The 20183-nt window shown below is 53.3% G+C and carries 12 protein-coding genes; all 12 read right to left on the bottom strand.

The window, feature by feature from the left end:
* Positions 1–305: 305 nt before the first annotated feature.
* Complete coding sequence (gene pepV / locus DQG23_RS36845; protein WP_158560896.1) at positions 306–1703, bottom strand: dipeptidase PepV; 1398 nt, start codon at positions 1701–1703, stop codon at positions 306–308.
* Entirely contained in the window at positions 1700–3394 is a 1695-nt protein-coding gene (locus tag DQG23_RS36840) for a hypothetical protein (protein ID WP_113036042.1), read from the bottom strand. The genes pepV and DQG23_RS36840 overlap by 4 nt, the downstream gene beginning before the upstream one ends.
* Positions 3395–3653: 259 nt before the next feature.
* A complete protein-coding gene (locus DQG23_RS36835; protein WP_113036041.1) occupies positions 3654–5303 on the bottom strand; it encodes an extracellular solute-binding protein in 1650 nt (549 codons plus the stop codon).
* A gap of 370 nt (positions 5304–5673) precedes the next feature.
* On the bottom strand, positions 5674–6594 hold the full coding sequence (locus DQG23_RS36830; protein WP_113036040.1) for a carbohydrate ABC transporter permease: 921 nt from the start codon (positions 6592–6594) through the stop codon (positions 5674–5676).
* 27 nt (positions 6595–6621) lie between these two features.
* Positions 6622–7581: an ABC transporter permease gene (locus tag DQG23_RS36825; protein ID WP_113036039.1), complete on the bottom strand. Its 960-nt coding sequence runs from the start codon at positions 7579–7581 to the stop codon at positions 6622–6624.
* Positions 7582–7882: 301 nt separating this feature from the next.
* Positions 7883–9298: a Sapep family Mn(2+)-dependent dipeptidase gene (locus DQG23_RS36820; RefSeq protein ID WP_158560895.1), complete on the bottom strand. Its 1416-nt coding sequence runs from the start codon at positions 9296–9298 to the stop codon at positions 7883–7885.
* Positions 9295–11487, bottom strand: coding sequence for a hypothetical protein (locus tag DQG23_RS36815; protein WP_113036037.1), 2193 nt, complete (start codon positions 11485–11487; stop codon positions 9295–9297). The genes DQG23_RS36820 and DQG23_RS36815 overlap by 4 nt, the downstream gene beginning before the upstream one ends.
* Positions 11488–11551: 64 nt before the next feature.
* A complete protein-coding gene (locus tag DQG23_RS36810) occupies positions 11552–13354 on the bottom strand; it encodes an ABC transporter ATP-binding protein (protein WP_238178221.1) in 1803 nt (600 codons plus the stop codon).
* Entirely contained in the window at positions 13347–15122 is a 1776-nt protein-coding gene (locus tag DQG23_RS36805) for an ABC transporter ATP-binding protein (protein ID WP_113036035.1), read from the bottom strand. Before DQG23_RS36805 ends, DQG23_RS36810 begins: the two co-directional genes overlap by 8 nt.
* A 316-nt stretch (positions 15123–15438) precedes the next feature.
* A complete protein-coding gene (gene bglB / locus DQG23_RS36800) occupies positions 15439–16512 on the bottom strand; it encodes a beta-galactosidase BglB (RefSeq protein ID WP_238178220.1) in 1074 nt (357 codons plus the stop codon).
* A 92-nt stretch (positions 16513–16604) separates the two neighbouring features.
* On the bottom strand, positions 16605–18236 hold the full coding sequence (locus DQG23_RS36795; RefSeq protein WP_113036034.1) for a response regulator transcription factor: 1632 nt from the start codon (positions 18234–18236) through the stop codon (positions 16605–16607).
* Entirely contained in the window at positions 18233–20014 is a 1782-nt protein-coding gene (locus DQG23_RS36790) for a sensor histidine kinase (RefSeq protein ID WP_158560894.1), read from the bottom strand. Before DQG23_RS36790 ends, DQG23_RS36795 begins: the two co-directional genes overlap by 4 nt.
* Between the last annotated feature and the right edge of the window lie 169 nt (positions 20015–20183).

The following is a 20183-nucleotide window of genomic DNA, read 5'->3' as shown; positions in this document are numbered from 1 at the left end:
ACACTTTCGCCCATTTGCGGCATGTCTCGGGCAGATTGTTGTACCGCGTGCAACTTTCCACCCATTCGCGGCATGCCCCGGGCGGATTTGTTGTACGCCATACAACAGTTTTGCCCGTTTGCGGCATGTCTCGGGCAGATTGTTGTACCGCGTGCAACTTTTCAAGCGTTCGCGGCCTCCCTAGGGCGGATTTGTTGTATGCCATACATTAGCAACGCCGAAAAGGTTGCCCGCGTAAACCGCGTACAACCTTTTCGGCCGATCCGGTATTTCGAGTGAGTCAGGCCCGCAACCGCAACCGCGCCTCACTCGTCCGTGCGGGCCAGCTCGTATATCGCCTGCGTGCAAATCACGCCGTGCAGCATCATATCTTCGATGTTTACAAACTCATCGGGCTGATGCGCCTTCGTATCCGTTCCGCGGAAACCGGCTCCGAAAGCCACTCCCCGATTTTGAAGCTTTCGGGCATACGTGCCGCCGCCGATCGACAGCAGCTCCGCCTTCTCGCCCGTCACCGCTTCGTATGCGCGGCTCAGCTTGCGAATGAGCGCATGGTCCGGCGGGACGAAAAGCGGCTCCATATAAGCCGTCACCTCCGCCTCAGCGCCATGGTCGGCTGCTTTCCGGCGCAGCTTCGCAAATAGGGCGTCTCCGTCCTCGGTAACCGGATAACGCACGTTCAAAATCGCTTCCGCCGTCTCTCCGTCCAAGTGAATCTGCGCCAGATTGACCGTAAGCCGTCCATGCGTCGGGTCGCTGCAGGCGAGCCCGAGCGACTCGCCGAACGCTTCGAAGCCGATGGCGCTGCGGATAAACGCTACAAATTCGTCCTCAGGCACGATCCCGCCGATCGAATGGAGGAATTCCGCCATATGGGAGATCGCATTGATGCCCGATGGAGGGTAGGAGCCGTGGCCGCTTTTGCCGGTCGCCGTCAGCTCCAATCGTCCCGCTTCCGCAAGGACGGCCTCTATATGCGGGTTTTCCCGCGAAAGCAGCAAAATCCGTTCTAGCTCCCCGGCCTCCGCCTCCGCTGCGTCGATTATGGCGCGGCAGCGATCGGGCACGACGTTCGGCGCGACTCCGCCCGTCATCTCCAGGACCGTCCGCGGACTACCACCCTGCTTTCGCGGCCGGCTCAAGCGGATGACGTAATAGCCCTTCTCCGCATGGATGATCGGATACGCCGCATCGGGCGTGAACGCATAGTCGGGTACGGGCTCCTTGGCGAAGTAATGGTCCATATCCGTCATCCCGTTCTCTTCGTTCGTGCCGAATATAATCCGAATACGCTTATGAAGGCTGATCCCGAGATCCTTGATCGCTTTCAACGCATACAGAGCAACGACGGCCGGCCCCTTATCGTCCGACGCGCCCCGGCCATAAATACGGCCGCCATGGATTTCCGCGCCCAACGGGTCGTACGACCAGCCGTCCCCTTCGGGAACCGTATCGAGATGGACGAGCACGCCGACAAGCTCATCGCCTTCGCCGTATTCGACATGTCCCGCATAACCGTCCGCATTGGCGGTGCGAAATCCCATCGACGCCCCTAGATCAAGCATATACTGCAGCGCTCCGGCTATCCCTTCGCCGTAAGGCTTGCCCGGCAGTCCTGCGGCGGCTACGCTGCGGATACGGATCAGCGCTTGAATATGCCGCACGATCTCCGATTCGTAGCGCCGTATTGCTTCCCCGATCAAGAGCGATCCCCGCCTTCGGATTCGTAAACCTGGAACCGGATCGTCACATCGGTCGGCGTAACGTAATTCATCGTAACGTTGAGCGCATCCCGGTTCACTTTCTCATTGCGCATGGAAATGTCTTTATGCTGCTTCGCTCCGGAGGATACGCGGATGCAATCCCCCTCCCGCGAAAATACGGCATCGCCGTGCACCAGCTGCTTAATATGCGGAGCCGCCTCTTCCAGCCCGTCGCCCGACAGTTCGCCGGACGGATCGAACATACACACGGCCTGCAAATAGATTTGAGGGATTGCCGACGACCGGACGCTTACCTCCAAGCCGTCCTCGAGCAGCTGAAAATCCAATTCTACGGGCAAATGCTGGACGTTCGTTTTTTCCCGCAGATGATTAGGCATGTTCACATAAATACCGTTTTTGCCTGCGGTGTGCTCTCTTGGGAGAGGGTTGAAATAGCAGCCCTCCAGCTCGATATTCATGCTGTAGCGGTCAACGCCCGTCTGCCTGATCGTCGGAAACGCCACGGCTCCGATGCCGAACCAGCCGGCCGCCAGCTTCAAGCCGAACATACGCGCTTTACCGTATTGGATATACAGCAATTCCGGCTGCCCTGCCATCACGGTCACGCTCAGCTTCCCTCTGCGATGCCGAAGAACGGATGCGCCGTGCGGATGCTGCACCAGCTTGCCTAGGTATGGGATGTTACGAGGAACCGGCACCTCATTGTTCTCCCCAAGCAAAACGGTATACGAATCGGATAAAACGGACACGTGATCCGGCAAACGCATGGACTCCGGATACAGCATCCAATGAATAAGCGCGCTCGCTCCCTGCGGAGAGGTCTCCTCCGTTATTTGCGCCATGGACAGGAAAACGGGGTCTTTATCGAGCGATGCCATCAAATGATAAATGACATAATACCAATCGTTCATCATCATCGTCTGGCCCAAATCCTGACGTCCGGAATACTCCGTTGCAACGGATTGATCCGGATGAAGCATGTATTGCATCATGCCGAGATTTTTGCGAATGGCCTCTAACGCGGGCTCGTATCCGAAAATAACCCCCACATCGTACAAATGGATCGCGCAAGCTCCGTTATAAATCGCGTTGCTCCGTTCGGTCCATTCTCCATATTCGGTCATATCGAAGCCTTCGTCGAGAAATTGAAAAGCCCGGTCCTTATACGCCTCGTCTCCGAAAATTTCATACATTTTCGCGAGCGCACCGGCCATGACCCAGCGATGGTTGGGGGTATGAATGCCCCCGTTCAGCAAACAAGGCCGCGCTTTTTCCATGAACGTATAAAGCCCGTTCTGGATTTCGCGGATTTGCTCAAGTCCCGAGCCTTGGGCAACCTGATACACCAGCGATACCAAATGAACCATGAACGCCGTATCCGGCGGCGAATCGATATTGCAATTCACGAGCGAAATACACCCGCTTTTCAGCTGCGTCGCCATAAATTGTTCTAGCGATTCCCTCATCGTTTCATCGAGACCGGCATCCAAATAATATTTCGAGTCCGGCTGGCAGTATAACGGCACGGTCATGGTAAGAACGCCCAACCCCAGCGGATCGGGCTCGCGTCCTTCGGCCAGATCGGTCCTGCGCTTATCTAAAAATTGGTCCAGCCGTTCCTCCTGCAGGCGGATAAGCTTGTTCAACGGGTCGTGAAGGTTCGTATTCATCGGCTTCATCTCCAGTGATTTATTGTCCGGCAAGGACATTTGATACCACAAAGTATAGTACAGGGTGTAAGCGTTTTATATCGGTACATCTTTACCTTTTATTAGTTTTCTTGACCAGGCTTCGCCCTCTTACCCTTCATGCGAAACACCGCACGGCAAAAAAGAACCTCCATTCCCGCATTCATGAACGGGTTTGGAGGTTCTTTTTTACAAGGACATTATCGCCTGCGATGACCGTTCCGTCATTGCCAAGTCCCCATTACTTTTTCATCAATTTGTAAGCTTCGGTTATTTCTTTGTCATAATCTTTACCGCCCGCTCTTTCCCATCCGGCAAGCATTTCGGAATAGGCTTTGTCGAAGTCAGGGGCAATTACGACTTTGGAGATTCCCTCATACAAGCTCTTCTCAATAGCCGTTATGCTCTTTTGTGCTACCGGCCGCGGCGAATCGATCAACGTATACGTTTTGCCGAATTTTTCGAAATTAGCGTAGTATTCAAGCATGGAATCGGCGTACTTCTCACGCTCTTTAGGATCCGTTATGGAAGTTGATACGTTCTTGATCAGTTGTTCTCTGTTGTACGCCGGAACGCCTTGCTGAATAATGGCCAGGTCGCCGCTTCCGGATACCCAAGTCGTTTTCTTGTTCGCTTCAGGATCGATTTGGACGCGAACGCCGCCGTCATCTTTCCAGTTTACGCCTTCAATCCCGTTTTGCGTGGTGGCAAGGTTTTTAGGCTCGATCATCCAGTTCAAATATTTTAAGACGGCTTCCGGGTTTTTGCTGGATTTCGGAACGGCGATGAACATCCCGAAGTCGGCTGCAACCGACATAACCTGCGTTCCGTCCGCACGCTTAAACGGCGCTACCGGCACCCATTCCGCCGTAGGAACGGATTTGCGCGTATTTTGCGTCATCGTATACGGCACGTCGTTGGAGTCGACGAAGCCCGCGACACCGCTGTTAATATGCTGCGTAAATTGCTGCGAGTTGATGTCGGTAACGAATTCCTTCGAGATCAAGCCCTCTTTATACATTTTGTTCATCCATTGGTAGTAGGCTTTCCCTTCTTCCAATGCGACGGCAGATGTGAAGACGCCGTTCTTGTAGTTGCCGTCCGGCGCGTAGAATTGGTTGCTCGGACCGTCCATGTTGACGCCGAAGCCGTACATCGGACCGAAGTAGAACGCCTTCATGCCTTGGTTGATGGCCGGCATCGCCCAAGGAATGACTTTGTCCTTGCCTACGTTGCCCGGGTCCTTCTCTTTAAACGCCTTCAGCACCTCATGCAGCTCATCGATCGTGGTCGGAACCTTCATGCCAAGCGCATCGAGCCAGTCTTTACGGATTTTCATGTTTGCGCCGGCGTATGTGTTCGCTCTAAGAGCAGGAATCGCATACCGCTTGCCTTTGTACATGCCCGCTTGATCAAGCGCTTTTTTGTTGTTCTTAATCAAGTCCGGATACTTGGCGAGGTAAGAGTCAAGCTCCCACAATCCGCCTTGCTCGGCATATTTGAAAATCGTATCGATCGAGTAGGTGATAATAACGTCCGGAGCTTCGCCGGAAGCCATCCAAACGTTCAGCTTCTCCGACTCCTGCGCTCTCGGCAGGGAAACGAATTCGACATCGAGGCCGATCTTCTTCGTTTCGTCGATCACATATTTGATGATCGGGTTATTGCCCAGGTTTTGCCCCTCAGGCGCATTCGCACGATCCCAAAGCGTGACGCGGATTTTGACCGGTTTCTCCGGTTCTTTGCTTGCTGCCGGCGAGCTGCTGCCGCTAGGCGACGCGGACGCCCCGCTGCCTCCTTCTTCCTTCTTCGAGCAAGCGACCAAGAACCCTGTAGCCAACAATACTGCGGACAGGCTTCCCAAAACCCCTTTTTTAAGCACCTTTTTCATACCGCTTCCTCCCCAGTGATTATTAGCAGGAATGATGTATGAGACTACACCCACGTCCTGCTGGAAAAAAACTTATGTTAAACGCTTTCATTGTAAATGTAACTTTACTTATCACGTTTTTGTATTCTACATTTTTGACATTTTGTTAGTTTTTTTGCTCTCGCGAATATATATTTGCTGTTTCGAGCCTAGGGCGTGTCTGGAAACTCCGAGGGGAGCAGATTTTGCCGAATTTTCATTCCATGCAAGGCGCGTTTGTGAAGGCGTACCGGGGGTACGTCAAACAAACGGAACGAAGCAGGGGGCGAAAAGGCGGTGAAAGATGCAACTGAGTGGGTTTTCAGACACGCCCTAGCTCTTGGCCTCCCTTTTAGCCTTTTACAGAGCCCAGGAACGAGCCTTTTACGAAGTATTTTTGCAGGAACGGATATACGACGAGAATCGGAACCGTTGCGAAAACGATCGTCGCCGCTTTCAAAGACTCCTCGATTACGTGAAGATTATCCACGTTTTGCATCGTCTCCAGCGAAGTGTCCAATTGCGCAAGCAGCAAGATGTTTCTTAGTTTAACCTGCAGCGTGTAAAGTGTGGAATCGTCGATATACAAAACCGCGCTGAAATAAGAATTCCAGTGACCGACTGCATAAAACAAGCTTACCGTCGCCAGGACGGCGCCTGATAAGGGTAGCACGATCTGCACCAGATAGCGTATATTGCCGCAGCCGTCCATAACGGCGGCATCGCGCAGCTCCTCGGGAATATTTTGAAAAAACGACTTCATGATGATGACGAGAAAGGCGCTGATCAAGCCGGGAATCATTAAGGACCATAAGCTGTTTAGCAAGCCCAGCGATTTGATCAACAAGTAGCCGGGGATAAGGCCGCCGCTGAAAACCATCGTAACAATCATAAAGTTCATGAAATATTTGCGGCCTTTCAAATCTTTTCTGGAAAGCGGATAAGCGGTTGTAATCGTGAACAGCATGTTAAGCGCGGTTCCTACTACCGTAATATAAACGGTAATCCATAGCGACCTGATAATATTGGCATCGGTGACGACCTTCGTTATCGCATCAAGCTGAAAATCTACGGGCCAAAGCACAACTTGCCCCGTCTGAATGGCATGGCTGCTGCTGAACGCATTCGCAACCGTGTTGATGAACGGGAAGACGCAAATGAAAGTGAATAAGATAAGCATAGTATAGTTTACAATATTAAAGCTCACATCCCAACCGGAATGTTTGCCGAATAGGCGACGATTGCTTCTTTGCTTCAGCTCGGTAGCTGCCATATTCCCACTCTCCTGTTCGTTTGAATGTTACCACAATCCTTCGTTGCCGAGACGTTTGGCGAAATAGTTCGCACCCAGAACGAGAATAAGGTTGATGACGGATTGCGACATCCCGATAGCGGTCGTAATGCCGAATAGGCCTTGTTTGATACCTGCGGAATAAACGTAAGTGCTGATAACCTCGGATATGTTCATGACGACCGGGTTCTGCAGCGCGAACGGATGCTCGACGCCGATAGACACCATATGGCCGATATTCAGAATGAGCAGGATGACGACCGTCGGCATAATGCCGGGAATCGTAATATGAATCATCTTCTTCCATCTGCCCGCACCGTCCATGACGGCCGCTTCGTATAAAGAGGGGTCGATCGTAGTCATGGCCGCGAGATAAATAATCGTTCCCCAGCCCGCTCCCGCCCAAACGCTGGACAGCGTATACGTAATGACCCACCATACTTCTTCAATCATGAAGTAAATCTCTTCCATACCCATCGTTCTCATCAATTCGTTCACGATTCCGTATTTAGGAGAAAGCAGGTTATAGATAATCCCCCCCATAATGACCCAAGACATAAAATGGGGCAAATAGAGAAGCGACTGCGTGACCCTCTTGAAGTATTTCGCTCTGATTTCATTCAGCATCAGCGCCAAAATAATCGGAGCCGGAAAGCCGACGATAAGTCCGAGCACGTTGAGCAGCAGCGTATTGCGAATGATCCGGTAGAAGTCCGGAATCTGCAGCATCTCCTTGAAATGCTGAAGTCCCACCCAGTCGGATTCGAAAACGCCCTTGAAAATGTTGTAATCCTTAAAGGCGACGACAAGACCGAACATCGGGATATAACAAAATACAAAAAAGAATATAGCGCCGGGAATCAGCAGCAGGTACAAATCGTAATTTTTAAACAGCTCTTTGGTAAATGCGCTTTTTCGCTTGATGTCCGTCTGTGCAATTACCGGAATTTTTTGAGATTGTGCTTCCATACTCTCGCTCCTTTTCTACATATGCTTACGCCGTTTGAAAGCGCTTCCCAAATTGACACAACATTTCTTGCGTTCCTGGAGCTGCGAAGGGGTTTCTTCTGAACATCCCAGAATGCTATGCTCGGCCGGCTGCTCCGTTTCCTAGCGGCATCCGGCGGTTCAAGCGTTTGCTGCAAAAAAGCCGTTCTATCTGGAAAAGGTCCAGCCGACGAACGGCTTCTTCGGCATATTGCTAGTATAAGCGCAAGTGAAAACGGTTTACATGTTAGGATTTTTACTTTTTATTAGATTTCTTTACTTCTTATTTGTTATTGTCCGTCAGCAGCTCGTACATCCCCTGCAAGCAAATTTCCGCATGCCGCATCATGTCGTCTATGAAAATGAACTCATCGGCTTGATGCACATGGGTATCGACGCCGCCGGGAAGTCCCGCGCCGAACGCGACGCCGTTATTCCTAAGCTTTCGGGCATACGTACCCGCACCCATACGCAGCATGACGGCCTTCTCGCCGGTCATTATCTCGTAGGCGCGGCTTAGCCGGACGATGACCGGATGGGTTTCCGGCACGTATACGGGAAGCAGATGACGCGTCTGTTCGGCGGCGATGCCATAACCCTGCGCAATACGGCTGACCGCAGCGAATATCCGCTCCCCGTTTTGGCTGACGGGATATCGGATATTGCAAAGCGCCCGCGCGCCGCCGGGGCCGTAGGTTATCGTACGGAGATAAACGACAAGCCCGCCCGATTCGCTGTCGCTGCAGGCGATGCCGAGCGATAAACCGTTCGTCTCCGCGCCCAGCTTCTCGTGCAAAAAGCGCAGGAACCCGTTCACGCCGGTATCCATGTCCAACAAAAGCAAAAAAGCGGCCATATTGGCGATCGCGTTTCGCGAGCCCGTCGGACCGCCCTCCGCCGGCTCGTTGTCAGCCTTCAGCTCCAGCACCTTGCCCGGCGCATATGCCGCCGACATGTTCGCATGGCTTTCGACCAGCCGGCGTACGTCTTCCGCCTGCCGCTCGTCGAGGTTCGCGAGCGAAACTAGCGCCGTGCACGTCTTCGGTATGAGCGTGAGCGTATTTCCGCCTTTCAGTGACAAAAGGGGAAGCTTCGGCTTGCCCTCTGCCGCTTCCCCTCTGCCTTCGCACGAGAGCTCCACGTTCATGTTGCCCATCTCGACATTAAAAATCGGGTATCCTGCGTCCGGCGCGAACGCCATTTCCGGCAGCGGCTCCTTCCCGAAATAATAGTCGAGATCCTTCATGCCGCTTTCCTCATTCGTGCCGAAAATCAAGCGAAGCCGGCGGTTGCCGGCAATGCCCATATCTTTCAGCGTCTTCAGCGCGTATAAAGCAACCACCGCGGGTCCCTTATTATCGGAAGCCCCTCTTCCGATAATTTTGCCGTCCTCGATAATGCCGCCGAGCGGCGGGTAAGTCCATCCTTCCCCTTCTTCAACGGTGTCCAGATGAACAAGCACCGCGGCAAGCCCGCCGCCTTGGCCGTATTCGGCATGGCCTGCGTAGCCGTCCACATTAGTCGTTTCGAAGCCGAGCGACTCCGCCAGCCCCAGCATATGCCGCAAAGCCCGGTCGACCCCGGGTCCGAACGGCTTGCCCGGCTCCGGAGCCTCCTGGACGCTGCGTATTTGCACGAGCTCCGAGATGCCGGCGGCAATCGCTTCGCGATATTTGTGAATTTCGTGCCCGATTATCATAAAGAGACGTCTCCATCCCATGCTCTCCACTTATGATCGACGATCGCCCAGCTTTTCGATTCGAACTGGTAGGAGGAAAGCTTCGGCGTCGCAAACCGTTCGATACCGTCAAACTCCAATCTGCACCCGTTGACGAAGCCGTAACGCAAGCCTCCGTTCTCTTCCTTGACGAATGCAAAATCCGCATCTGTCGCCAGGCGTCCGTAATCGATGCGTCCCGCTTCCCATGTGTATCTCGGATAAAGCGACGGGTCGAGCAAGCCTTTCTCCAAATCGAGCTTGTATGCGAGGTGTACGGCCGACCCGCCTTGGCCTTGGTAGCGAAGCGACAGCATATCTGCATGATCCGGCAGGGCTTCGACCGAAACGCGGCCTGTCGCTTGCCCGGCCGGCACCGTGCGGCGGTGCGGCGTCAGCACCGTCACATAGGCGCGCATCCCACCCTGCTCCACACGGCCCGATTCCGCTTCATACAGCATGACGGCGTCGCCGTAACAGCGCTTGATCGCCTCCTGGCCGATATCCCGGCCGCTGCCCGGAAATTCGATCGCCAGCGCCCAGTCGCTGCGGTTCTTGTAGGGGTTCTGGTCACCCGGCCCCCGATAAATATGCGGAACGCAAGTGTCGAAGAAACCTTCCCCTTGCTCCAGGACAAATCCGGTATGCCACAGATTGGCCGTAGTAAGCGTCTGCGCCTCCCCCGCTTTCGTCCAATCCACGACGATAAAAACGCCGTCTTCCTTGATATAGGTCATGCAGCGGTCCCATGTTATTTTGCGGGCGACGTCATAAAGACGTGTCCGGCTGTACTCGACCGGGGCGAACTTCTGCATATGGATTTTTTCGGTGATCGCTTGTTTGTAGTACCCTGCATCATGAATAAAATCGTACAAGCTGCCCGCCGACCGCTCCCCTTCCCGGAAAACGAGCCGGTTATGATAAATATCGTTGCGGTATTTGCCGTTCGGCGATACTTCCCTATAGCCGCCTTCATACAGCAGGACGTTGCGGTCCTTCACCAGCAGGCTGACCGAATTTTCGTCGCTGTGGCCGTGATGCGCCTTCTCCGCTTTGACGGAAATCGTATGCCGCAAATAGTTGCGGGAGGTGAACGCATAATTGCCCTCGTCGCGGTAATTGAACAGCAGATAGGTATCTTCCTCGTTCCAGCCGTCGCGGAAAACGATCTTTTTGCCGACGACGTCCTCCAGCAGCTCCTCGCTTCCCCAATCCGGCTTGACCGGCTCCACCTCGTCGTCCGCCCACATATACGCATAGGTCAAATAAGCGGCAAGGCCGATCGATACCTGTTCTCCGGCGAACGCCATCCCGAACTCGAATACTTTGTCCGCGGCATATTTCATATGCCCGTCTTTGTAAACGGCCGCCCCTTTCTCCAAACAGGAGAGCCACAGGTACCAGTTGGAGCCGAAATGCGAGTCCCCGTAGTCGGGAACGAAACCCTCCGGAGTCAAAATGCGGACGAGGTAATCGAAATAGTATTTGGTTTGCGGCAGCTTGAAGTACTCGTCCTCGCGCCCCGCGTATTTCGCATATTCATGACAGGAGGCCAGCCAAAGAATAATGTAGAGCTGCGCGTCCTCGATCGACCATTTGCCGAACGATTCCTCCGCCAGGTACGTCCGCATTTTATCCCAGCGCCTCGTCTCCTCCGTATCGCCCAGCGCTTCGATCGCAAGCGACAACGCCCAGACGCGCAGCATCGAGCGGTTATGCGCTCCCCACTCGGGATAGTGGAACAAACCGTCCACGCAGCTGCGGATCGACTGCTCGATGCGCAGCCGCTCCTGCTCGTTCACGACGCCGCTGTCCTTGATGAACAAATATCCGTACAGAAAATGAGGGCCTTGAAACATCGGCTCGAAGGCCGGAACGCCTTTGGCATACTCCGGATGCCTCTGTATATGCTCCTCCGGTACGATCGACAAATAGGTGTCCGCCTCGAGCAAGCCTTCCTTGGCCTTCTGGGCATATTCGAGATCGCCCGTAACGCTGTACATGAAGCCTTCCAGCTGAACCTGCACGGGAATGATGCCCGGCGCCGTGTACATGCCGAGAAACTGGTCGGGCTTATACGATTGCTTCCAACCTTCTATATGCTCGTTGTACGTCTCGCGGCCGTATGCCAGCGCTTTCTCGATATAGGCCAAATACTTCGCTTTACTCATGGTTTCCCCCGCCTTTTCGGACTCAATGGTGGCATTGCGATATGGTCATTTTTAAACTTCCTATTTATGAAGCCATGAAACGGAACTGGGCCTCGATTAAACCGTGATACACGCCTTGGTTGTTCAGCAGCTCGTCATGGGAGCCCTGCTCCTTGATTTGCCCGTGATCGAGCACGACGATCTGATCGGCGCTGCGGATCGTGCTCAGCCTGTGCGCGATAATGAACGAGTTTCGGCCGGCCAGCAGCGTCTTGAGCGCCTCCTGGATTTTGACCTCCGTTTCGGTATCGATGCTCGCAGTCGCTTCATCCAAAATCAAAATTCGCGGATTCGCGAGCAGCGCCCGCGCAAACGACAGCAGCTGGCGCTGTCCCATCGACAGCATCGAGCCCCGCTCCTCCACTTCCGTGTGGTAGCCGTTCTGCAGCTTGACGATAAAATCATGCGCATGCACGGCCTTGGCTGCAGCCATCACTTCCTCGTCGGTCGCCTCCAATCGTCCGAAGCGGATGTTATCCATAATCGTGCCGGAGAAAATAAACGTGTCCTGCATGACGATCCCGACTTGGGACCGCAAACTGTCCAGCCTGACGTCGCGCAGATCGTGGCCGTCGATCAGCACCCTTCCGCGTACCGGATCGTAAAACCGGCAGAGCAAGTTAACGATCGTGCTTTTGCCCGAGCCGGTATGGCCGACCAGCGCGATCGATTGCCCCTCCTTCACGTCGAGACTGATCCCCTTCAAAGCGGGACGGCCCTCCTCGTACTCGAACACGATATTGTCGAAGCGGATGCGTCCTTGAACCGGCGGCAGCGTTATCGCGTTTTTCTTTTCCTGCACGATCGGTTTTTCGTCCATAAATTCGAAGATGCGCTCCGACGACGCCATGGCGACAAGCACCTGCTGGTACATTGCGCCCAGCCGATTGATCGGCTCCCAGAAGTTTCCGATGTAATTGGCGAACGCCACAAGCAGCCCGACCGTAATCGCATTCGATTCCACTAGCTTCGAGCCGTACCAGAACAAAATGAACGTGCCGACCGCCGCCGTCACTTCAATCAGCGGTCCGAAGCTCATGTTCAGCGTAATCGCCTTGTTCCACGATTTGCGGTTTCCTTCGTTCATATCGGAGAAGTAGTCGATATTGTTGTTTTCCTGAACGAAAGCCTGGGTCACCCGGATACCCTGGATGCTCTCGTTCAAATGCGCGTTGATCCGGGACTGGCGGGAACGCACTTCCTGCCAAGCTCTCCGGATGCGGCTCCGCAGCGTATGCGAGACGAAGAACATCAGCGGAACCGTAATGATGATCGCCAGCGCCAGCTTGAAGTTCAGCATCAGAAGAATGACGATGATCCCGCTTAGCTGCACGCAATCGATCATCAGATTGACGGCTCCGTTGGTGAATAGATCCTGGAGCGCATTAACGTCGTTCGTAACTCTGACAAGCACGGAGCCCGCCGGACGTTTATCGAAAAACCGGAAGGACAGCTGCTGAATATGCTTAAACAAATCGAACCGAAGATCATGAATCACCTTTTGCCCGATCAGGCTGGTGTACCGGGTGCGGTAGCTGTTCGCCGCCCATTGCACCCCGTAAAGCACGAGCATCGTTCCGACGTAAACGGCCAGCAAGTTTCCGTCATTGCCTAACAGCGCCTTGTCGATCGCCATGCTCAAGAGCAGAGGAATCGCCAGCTTCGTAAGCGCCCCTAATATCATCATGACCAAAATGACCGGCAGCAGCTGTCTGCGGTAAGGCTTCAAGTATCCGGCCAGCCGGCGGAGCTGGCTCCAGTCGAACGCCTTCTCCATCTCTTCGTCCTCGCTGTAAATGAACCTCTGATTCCGATTCTGATTACTCATGATAGACCAGCCTCCTCTCTTCCGCCTCCGGCTTTTTTGGCGCATTGTCCTCATGCTGGATCCGGTACGTCTCCGCATAACGCCCGTGCCTGTTGAGCAGCTCTCGGTGGGTGCCCCGTTCCGCGATCCGCCCTTCGTCCAGCACGATAATTTCGTCCGCGTGCTGCAGCGAGGAAATGCGATGGGCGATGATGATCACCGTACAGTCCTGCAAGGAACTCAGCCCCATCTGAATCGCATGCTCCGTCTCCATATCGACAGCGCTTGTCGCATCGTCCAGAATAAGCAGCTTCGGCCGTTTGATCAGCGCCCTTGCGATCGCGATCCGCTGCTTCTGCCCGCCCGACAGGCCGAGACCTCTTTCGCCGACGACGGTGTCGTAGCCTTCCGGCAGCTCCATGATAAAATCGTGCGCCTGCACAAGCTTTGCGGCCGAGATGATCTCGTCCATGCTTACATCGCCGATCCCGTAAGCGATATTATTGCGGATCGTCGAGGAGAACAGGAACGTTTCCTGGAAGACGAACGCCATTTCCCGGCGCAAATCCTCCAGCCGCAGATCGCGAATGTCGTTCCCGTCCAGCATAATTCGCCCTTGCGTAACGTCATAGGCGCGCATCAGCAGCTGGATGATCGTTGATTTGCCGGAGCCCGTGCCGCCTAAAATCCCGATCGCCGTTCCAGGCCGGACATCGATATCGATATGCGCGAGCGCAGGCGTTTTGCCGTCGTAGGCGAACGTAACGTCCTCGAACCGGATACGGCCCTCGACGCTTCCCGCCGGCATAGGCTTCGCGTCCGCCTTGTCTTTGATTTGCACGTAATGGTGGAGCACTTCCGACACGCGTTCCGCCGACGTTTTGGACTGCGCGTAGATGTTGATGTGATGACCGGTATGCCAGAGCGGTCCGATGATATACCAAACCAGGCTGAAAAAAGCAACGAGTTCGCCGAGCGTAAGCGCATTGTTCAGCACAAGATAACCGCCCGCTCCCATAAGGATGACGACGCTCAGATTAACCGTCCATTCCATCACCGGAATGTAGTTGGACAGGATGTAGCCCGTTTTGACGCTGATGTCCTTGTAGCTCTCGCTCTGCCTGGCAAACTTATCGATTTCGTAAGGCTCGCGGCCGAACGCTTTGACCGTACGCACGCCTGAGATATTCTCTTGAACGACGGCCGTCAACTGGCTTACCGACGTCCGGATGGACCGAAGTGCAGGCTGGACCCGCGACTGAAAACGCACCGCCAAATATATAAGCAGCGGCATCGACGCGAGCACGAACAGCGTCAGCTTCCACGATATCGTGAACATGACGGCGGAGCCGAACAGGATGCTGGCGCAAAAATTGAACATATGCGGCAGCTCGTAGCCCATAAAATGGCGAAACGTTTCCAAGTCCCCCGTTACCCTCGACATCAGATCGCCGGTTTTGGCTTTGTCGTAATAGGAGAACGAAAGATTTTGCAATTTCCGGTACAGCGCGTTGCGCAAATTGAAGGCGATCCGATTCCCCGCAAGTCCGCCGAAATGGCCGAAGGCGAAGCTGAAGGAAGCCTTGACGGCCACGACCGAAATCATAAGAACGGCCAGACCGAGCACCTTTTCGAACTGCCCCTTCATAATCACATCATCGATCAAGTAGCGCAGCAGCAGCGGGTATACCAGACCGAGCGCCGTGCTGCTCAGCAGAAAGACAATCGCAAGAACGAGCAGCTTCCTTTCGCGCCAATAATACTCTTTCAGCGATCTGAACACTTCCATGGATGTTATCCCCTTCATCGGCGGACGATGCTTTCCTCGCCATGTTTTCATTTTGGGATCATTCTAATGAAAAAAAGCCGTCTATTATATACGGCTACATTGACTTTTTATTAGGTTTCTTGACCTGCCGGGAGCGCTGTAAAAAAGCCTGTTCAAAGGAGGCCAGAGGTGTGGTTTATTCAGTTGAGTTAATAAGATTGCCGGTAAGCTTCGGCCAAACAAAAATCGCCATCCATCCCACAATTAACGCGGAATGAATGACGATTGTCCATTAAGCTATGGCGCCCGCTTCCGAACACTCGGAAGCCGCTGCGCCTTAATCGACGTGATGCAAACTCTCCACAAGCATGAGCAGCGTCATCGACTGCCCGTAAGGCATCGGGCAAACCGGAATGTCGCGGTAGAACTGGAGCGTACGCCCCATCCGCGTCCCGTAGGATACGCCGTGTACGGCTCCTTTGGCGTCAATCTTGGCGATGACCGCCTCAAGCGCCCGCAGCCCGACTTCCTTGTAAACCTCGCTGATGTAGCCCTTGCGGACCGCCTTCAAAATCCCGTAAGCGAACCCGGCGGTTGCCGAGGTTTCCTCGTACGAAGCCGGATCGTCCAGCAGCGTCGTCCACATGCCGCTCGGCCGCTGCAGCTCCGTCAGCTTCTGGATTTGTCGTTCCAGGGAAGAGAGCAGGAATACTTCCACGCCGAGCGGTATTTTGACGATATCGAGGTAATCGACCAAACCCGCCGTATACCAAGCATTGCCGCGTCCCCAGAGCGCTTCCGCGAAATTATGGCGTTCTACGAAGTTCCAGCCATGGAAGAACAGCCCCGTTTTCTTGTCGGTCAAATATTTAAGATGGACGAGGAACTGCCGGATGCTCTCCTGAACGTAATGGTCCTTGTCCAGCACGATTCCCATTCGGCCCATGAACAATACCGTCATATAAAGCGTATCGTCCCACAGCTCGCCTTCGTTCGCATTGTCGATCGTTTCATGGGTAATTCCGAATTCCGGCGTGCGCGGCATCTCGTCGGCCGCATAGCTGGCCCACTCCTCGCAAATCCGCAAATATTCCGGATTGCGCGTTTCTTCATAAACATAACTTAACGTAAGCAGCGGACACATCGTGTTTACGTTTTTCGGGGGGAGCCCCTCGCGGATCCGGCTGTCGAACCAGTCCGTCAAATACGTAAGAATATCGCGGTTGCCGGTTTCCTTGTAGTACAAGTACAGCGAGAACAACCCGACTCCTTGCGACCAGTCCCACTTGTCCATCGTAATGATGCTTACCGGCGTGTCTTCCTGGATCGTTACCTCCAGATTTTTCATGCCGCTGATGACTTTTTGAATCATGCTTTCTATATCTTGCCTCTGCATTTGTGCCAGAGTCACGATAAGCACCTCCCTGTACGCACTGTAAGTGCTGGTAACAACAATGTAACGTACGCCATAACCAGTTTACATACGACATTCTTACGCTTTTATTAGTTTTCTTTACTTCTGTTCTTGTACTCCTTCGGCGATTGTCCCTCCAGTCTTTTGAAAACCTGATAAAAATAGGCATACTCCTTGTAGCCTACCATTTCGCCTACTTCATTCACTTTATTTTTGGGATCCATGAGCAGCCGCTTGGCGGCTTCGATCCGCGCCTTGGATACGAGGTCGACGAAGTTGATGCCGGTTTCCGTCCGAAGAAGCCTGCTTAAATAGCTGGGACTTAGGCCAAAATGATCCGCCGTCGACGTCAAATTGATGCTGTCCGCCAAATGGCTGTTGATGTAGTCGACGACCTTTTTCACTACGAGGCTGTATACCTTGTCCCCGCCCTCCAGCTTTCTCTTGATATGTCCGATAAACGACCCCAGATAGGCGGAAGCCTCCTTCATGCTCGAAAGCCTGTATACCTCTTCAAGGATTTGATCGACGCTTTTGCCGAGACCGAACTCGTCGCCGGTTACGCGGAAATAGTGACGCGCCGCCGCAAGGCACACCTCCGAGAGCAGCCCCTTCACCACGAGTATATTCCCTTCGCTATAGGCTGTAATTTGCTCCAGAAACCGCTCCAAATGGCCGATTACTTCTTCGCTCGACTTATGCTCCAGCATCTCGTTGAACTGCTCCAGATCCTGAATGATCGAGAATTTCCCCATCTCCTTCGTTTGCTGGCCGTGATCCGAGAACAGCACGCTTTCCTCCGCCCGGAAAAAGCTCGAATCCATCGTCGCAGTCGCTTCCCGGAACGCTTCCGGCAGCTCCAGAAGCGATTTGTATACGGAGCTGACCGCGATGGTGCACGATATGTTTTCCTTGGAGCTGGCCTCCTGGATAAACTCGCTGCAGAAGCTTTGCAGCTTCATCCTAATCTCCCTTTGCGGAAGAGCCTTGGGAAACAAGCACACGAAAATCAAATCGTCGCTCTGCAGCGATTCGATCAAATAAAAATCGCGCTTGTTCGTCAGCTCATGCGCCTGCTCGGCAAGACGAAGCTGCATTTGCTTCCGCAGCTTGGTGCCGCTCGTTCCGGCGGCCGCCGGCTTCTCCTTCGTACGCACGATATGCAGCACATAACGGCTGAACAAAATCTCGAGGTTACTGACCTGCTCCTGCACGTTGTCCGTTCCGGCGATGAGATCGCCGATCAGCTTGCTTCTAAGCGAAGGAATCGAGCTTGTGTGCTGCTTCTCCAGCTCGACGAAGGCGGTCGTGATTTTGGCGTTATTTTCATGCTCCGTACGCCTGTTGTCGAGCTCCGATACGGCTCTCCTGATCACATTGGACAGCTCTTCATTATTAATCGGCTTCACGATAAAATCGAAAACGCCAAGCCTTACCGCCCGCTTCGCATATTCAAAGTCCTGGTAGCCGGTAATCAGGATCGTTTTGGACATGGGATAGTCGGTGCCGATCAGTTCGGCTAAGTCGAGCCCGCTCAAGCCCGGCATTTTGATATCCGACACAAGAATATCCGGCTGCAGCTCTTGGATCAGCCGTTTGCCCTCGATGCCGTCCTCCGCTTGACCGACCACCGTGCAGTTCAGTTTATCCCAATCGATCGTCTGCACGATCGCCTGCCGGATAAACGGCTTATCGTCGATAACCACCACTTTGTATGTCATTCGGGTTCCTCCTCGGTTATGATCGGCAGACGAATCCGAATCGTCGTCCCCTGATCGACTTCGCTCATGATGCTTAGCCCGTATTCTTCGCCGTACAAAATTTGAATTCGTTTGTGCACGCTTATAATGCCGACATTCGTGTGCTTATCCTTCTGTTTTAGCTTCGCATGCTCCGAAGGGTTGAGCAAATGCTTCTTCGTTTCTTCGTCGATACCCACCCCGTTGTCGGACACCTCGAGGTATAAATCGTCCTCCATGGTCCAGCAGCCGAGGCTTACGATTCCTTTACCCGGCTTCTCCTCGATACCGTGCTTGATTGAATTTTCCACAAGCGGCTGAAGGATGAATTTCGGAACCATGAGATGCATCAGGCTCTCGTCGAAATAATAATTGACCTCGATTCTGTGTCCGTAAATGATTTTATGAATGGACAAGTAATTTCGAATGTAGTCGACCTCTTCCTGCAGGCGGATGATGTCTCCCTTCTTGCCGATGCTTTCTCTCAGCAGCTTTCCGAGCAAATAGATCATATCGCCGACTTGCTCGTCGCCGCGCAGCTTCGCCAAACTATGAATCGATTCCAGTGTGTTATAGAGAAAATGGGGATTGATCTGGGCTTGCAGCGCCTTGTATTCGAATTGCAGCGTACGATACTCGGCTTTTTGCTTAAGCAGCTTCTCCGTATAGACGGTATGAATCAGCTCGCTGATTTTCTCGGCCATCGAGTTGAATTTCTCCGCCAGCATGCCTACCTCGTCTCTGCCTCTCGGAACGATCACCTTATGAGTGAAATCCATGGAAAAATGGGTCATGCTCTGAAGCAGCATCCGGACGTTGCCTGTAATGTTCCTCGAGATGAACGCCGCCAAAATGAACGCAATGAGCAAGGAAACCAGTATGGTGCTGATCGTCCACACCTTGATGACATCCGTACCGCGCGTCAATTCGTTCACCGCGATCACCTGAACGACCGTCCACTTGTCGTAATTCGTCGTGATGATCGTGGAAAGGTACGCTTCCCCTTCAAACTGAAAACCCTGGGTGGGAATCGGATTGTTGGCATACATTTCGTTCTCGACGAAATAGAGGGAAGGCTTGGAAACAAGCTTATTGAACAAAAGCGGTTCGAGCTCCTCGTTCAAAATAACGATATTGCCTTGCGTCAGCTCGTTCACGTTCGTATAGATGCCGCTGAACACTTTGCTGTCCACGCCGACGATAATGATGCCTGCATATTGGCTGGAGGCGACGTCGTACACCGCTTTCTCCATAAAAATGACGTTGCTGTTCCCCGGAATCCAGGAAGCGCGGCCGCGCTTATCTTGAATCATGTCGGTATCGACATTCTCCAGATCTTTATTGTAATTTTGTACCGTGCTTCGCTCGATGTCGAAACGGTTGCCCGCGGTATCTATAACCATTACCGACAAATAATAATCCTTTGAAAACAGCAGATCCCTCATAAACTCGGTGATCGCCGTGTTTTTGACGAACAGATCGTTCGTGCCGCTGTTTTCGGGAATGCTAAGCGTCTTGTTGAGCGCGGAATTGCGGAACTGCTGGAATACATGCTCCTCGATATCCTTCGTTTGCTTTTCGAGGTTGATTCCGATTTGCTCGATCAAATATTCGGAGAATGCGGCCGTGTTTCTTTTGATGGCGCTTACAGACACATAATAGTTAACGAAGCTGATCATTAACACGGTTAGCAGGATCATAACGGCAAAAGACAGCAAAAATTTCGTGCGCAGCTTCAAATCTAAAAATTTGGAAATCATCCCAGACATCCGATTCACCCGCATCCTGATGGAATGGCAAGTGCGCAAAGATAAACGCTGTTGACGGTTTACCGCGTAATGGAACAAGCATAAATCCGCCCGTCCGCTCGCGCACTCGGTATTCGCATTATAAACCATTCCTCCGCTATCGTCATGAAGTTCCGGCGCA

Source organism: Paenibacillus contaminans (assembly GCF_003285015.1).
Classification (GTDB): domain Bacteria; phylum Bacillota; class Bacilli; order Paenibacillales; family NBRC-103111; genus Paenibacillus_V; species Paenibacillus_V contaminans.
Note: the sequence above shows the minus strand (reverse complement) of the source record. Positions and strands in the feature narration are given on the sequence as shown.

Coding starts and splice junctions, on each gene's coding strand:
- DQG23_RS36840 (WP_113036042.1), bottom strand. CDS start 3,394: ATGAATACGAACCTTCACGACCCGTTGAACAAGCTTATCCGCCTGCAG.
- DQG23_RS36835 (WP_113036041.1), bottom strand. CDS start 5,303: ATGAAAAAGGTGCTTAAAAAAGGGGTTTTGGGAAGCCTGTCCGCAGTA.
- DQG23_RS36830 (WP_113036040.1), bottom strand. CDS start 6,594: ATGGCAGCTACCGAGCTGAAGCAAAGAAGCAATCGTCGCCTATTCGGC.
- DQG23_RS36825 (WP_113036039.1), bottom strand. CDS start 7,581: ATGGAAGCACAATCTCAAAAAATTCCGGTAATTGCACAGACGGACATC.
- DQG23_RS36820 (WP_158560895.1), bottom strand. CDS start 9,298: ATGATAATCGGGCACGAAATTCACAAATATCGCGAAGCGATTGCCGCC.
- DQG23_RS36815 (WP_113036037.1), bottom strand. CDS start 11,487: ATGAGTAAAGCGAAGTATTTGGCCTATATCGAGAAAGCGCTGGCATAC.
- DQG23_RS36810 (WP_238178221.1), bottom strand. CDS start 13,354: ATGAGTAATCAGAATCGGAATCAGAGGTTCATTTACAGCGAGGACGAA.
- DQG23_RS36805 (WP_113036035.1), bottom strand. CDS start 15,122: ATGGAAGTGTTCAGATCGCTGAAAGAGTATTATTGGCGCGAAAGGAAG.
- DQG23_RS36795 (WP_113036034.1), bottom strand. CDS start 18,236: ATGACATACAAAGTGGTGGTTATCGACGATAAGCCGTTTATCCGGCAG.
- DQG23_RS36790 (WP_158560894.1), bottom strand. CDS start 20,014: ATGATTTCCAAATTTTTAGATTTGAAGCTGCGCACGAAATTTTTGCTG.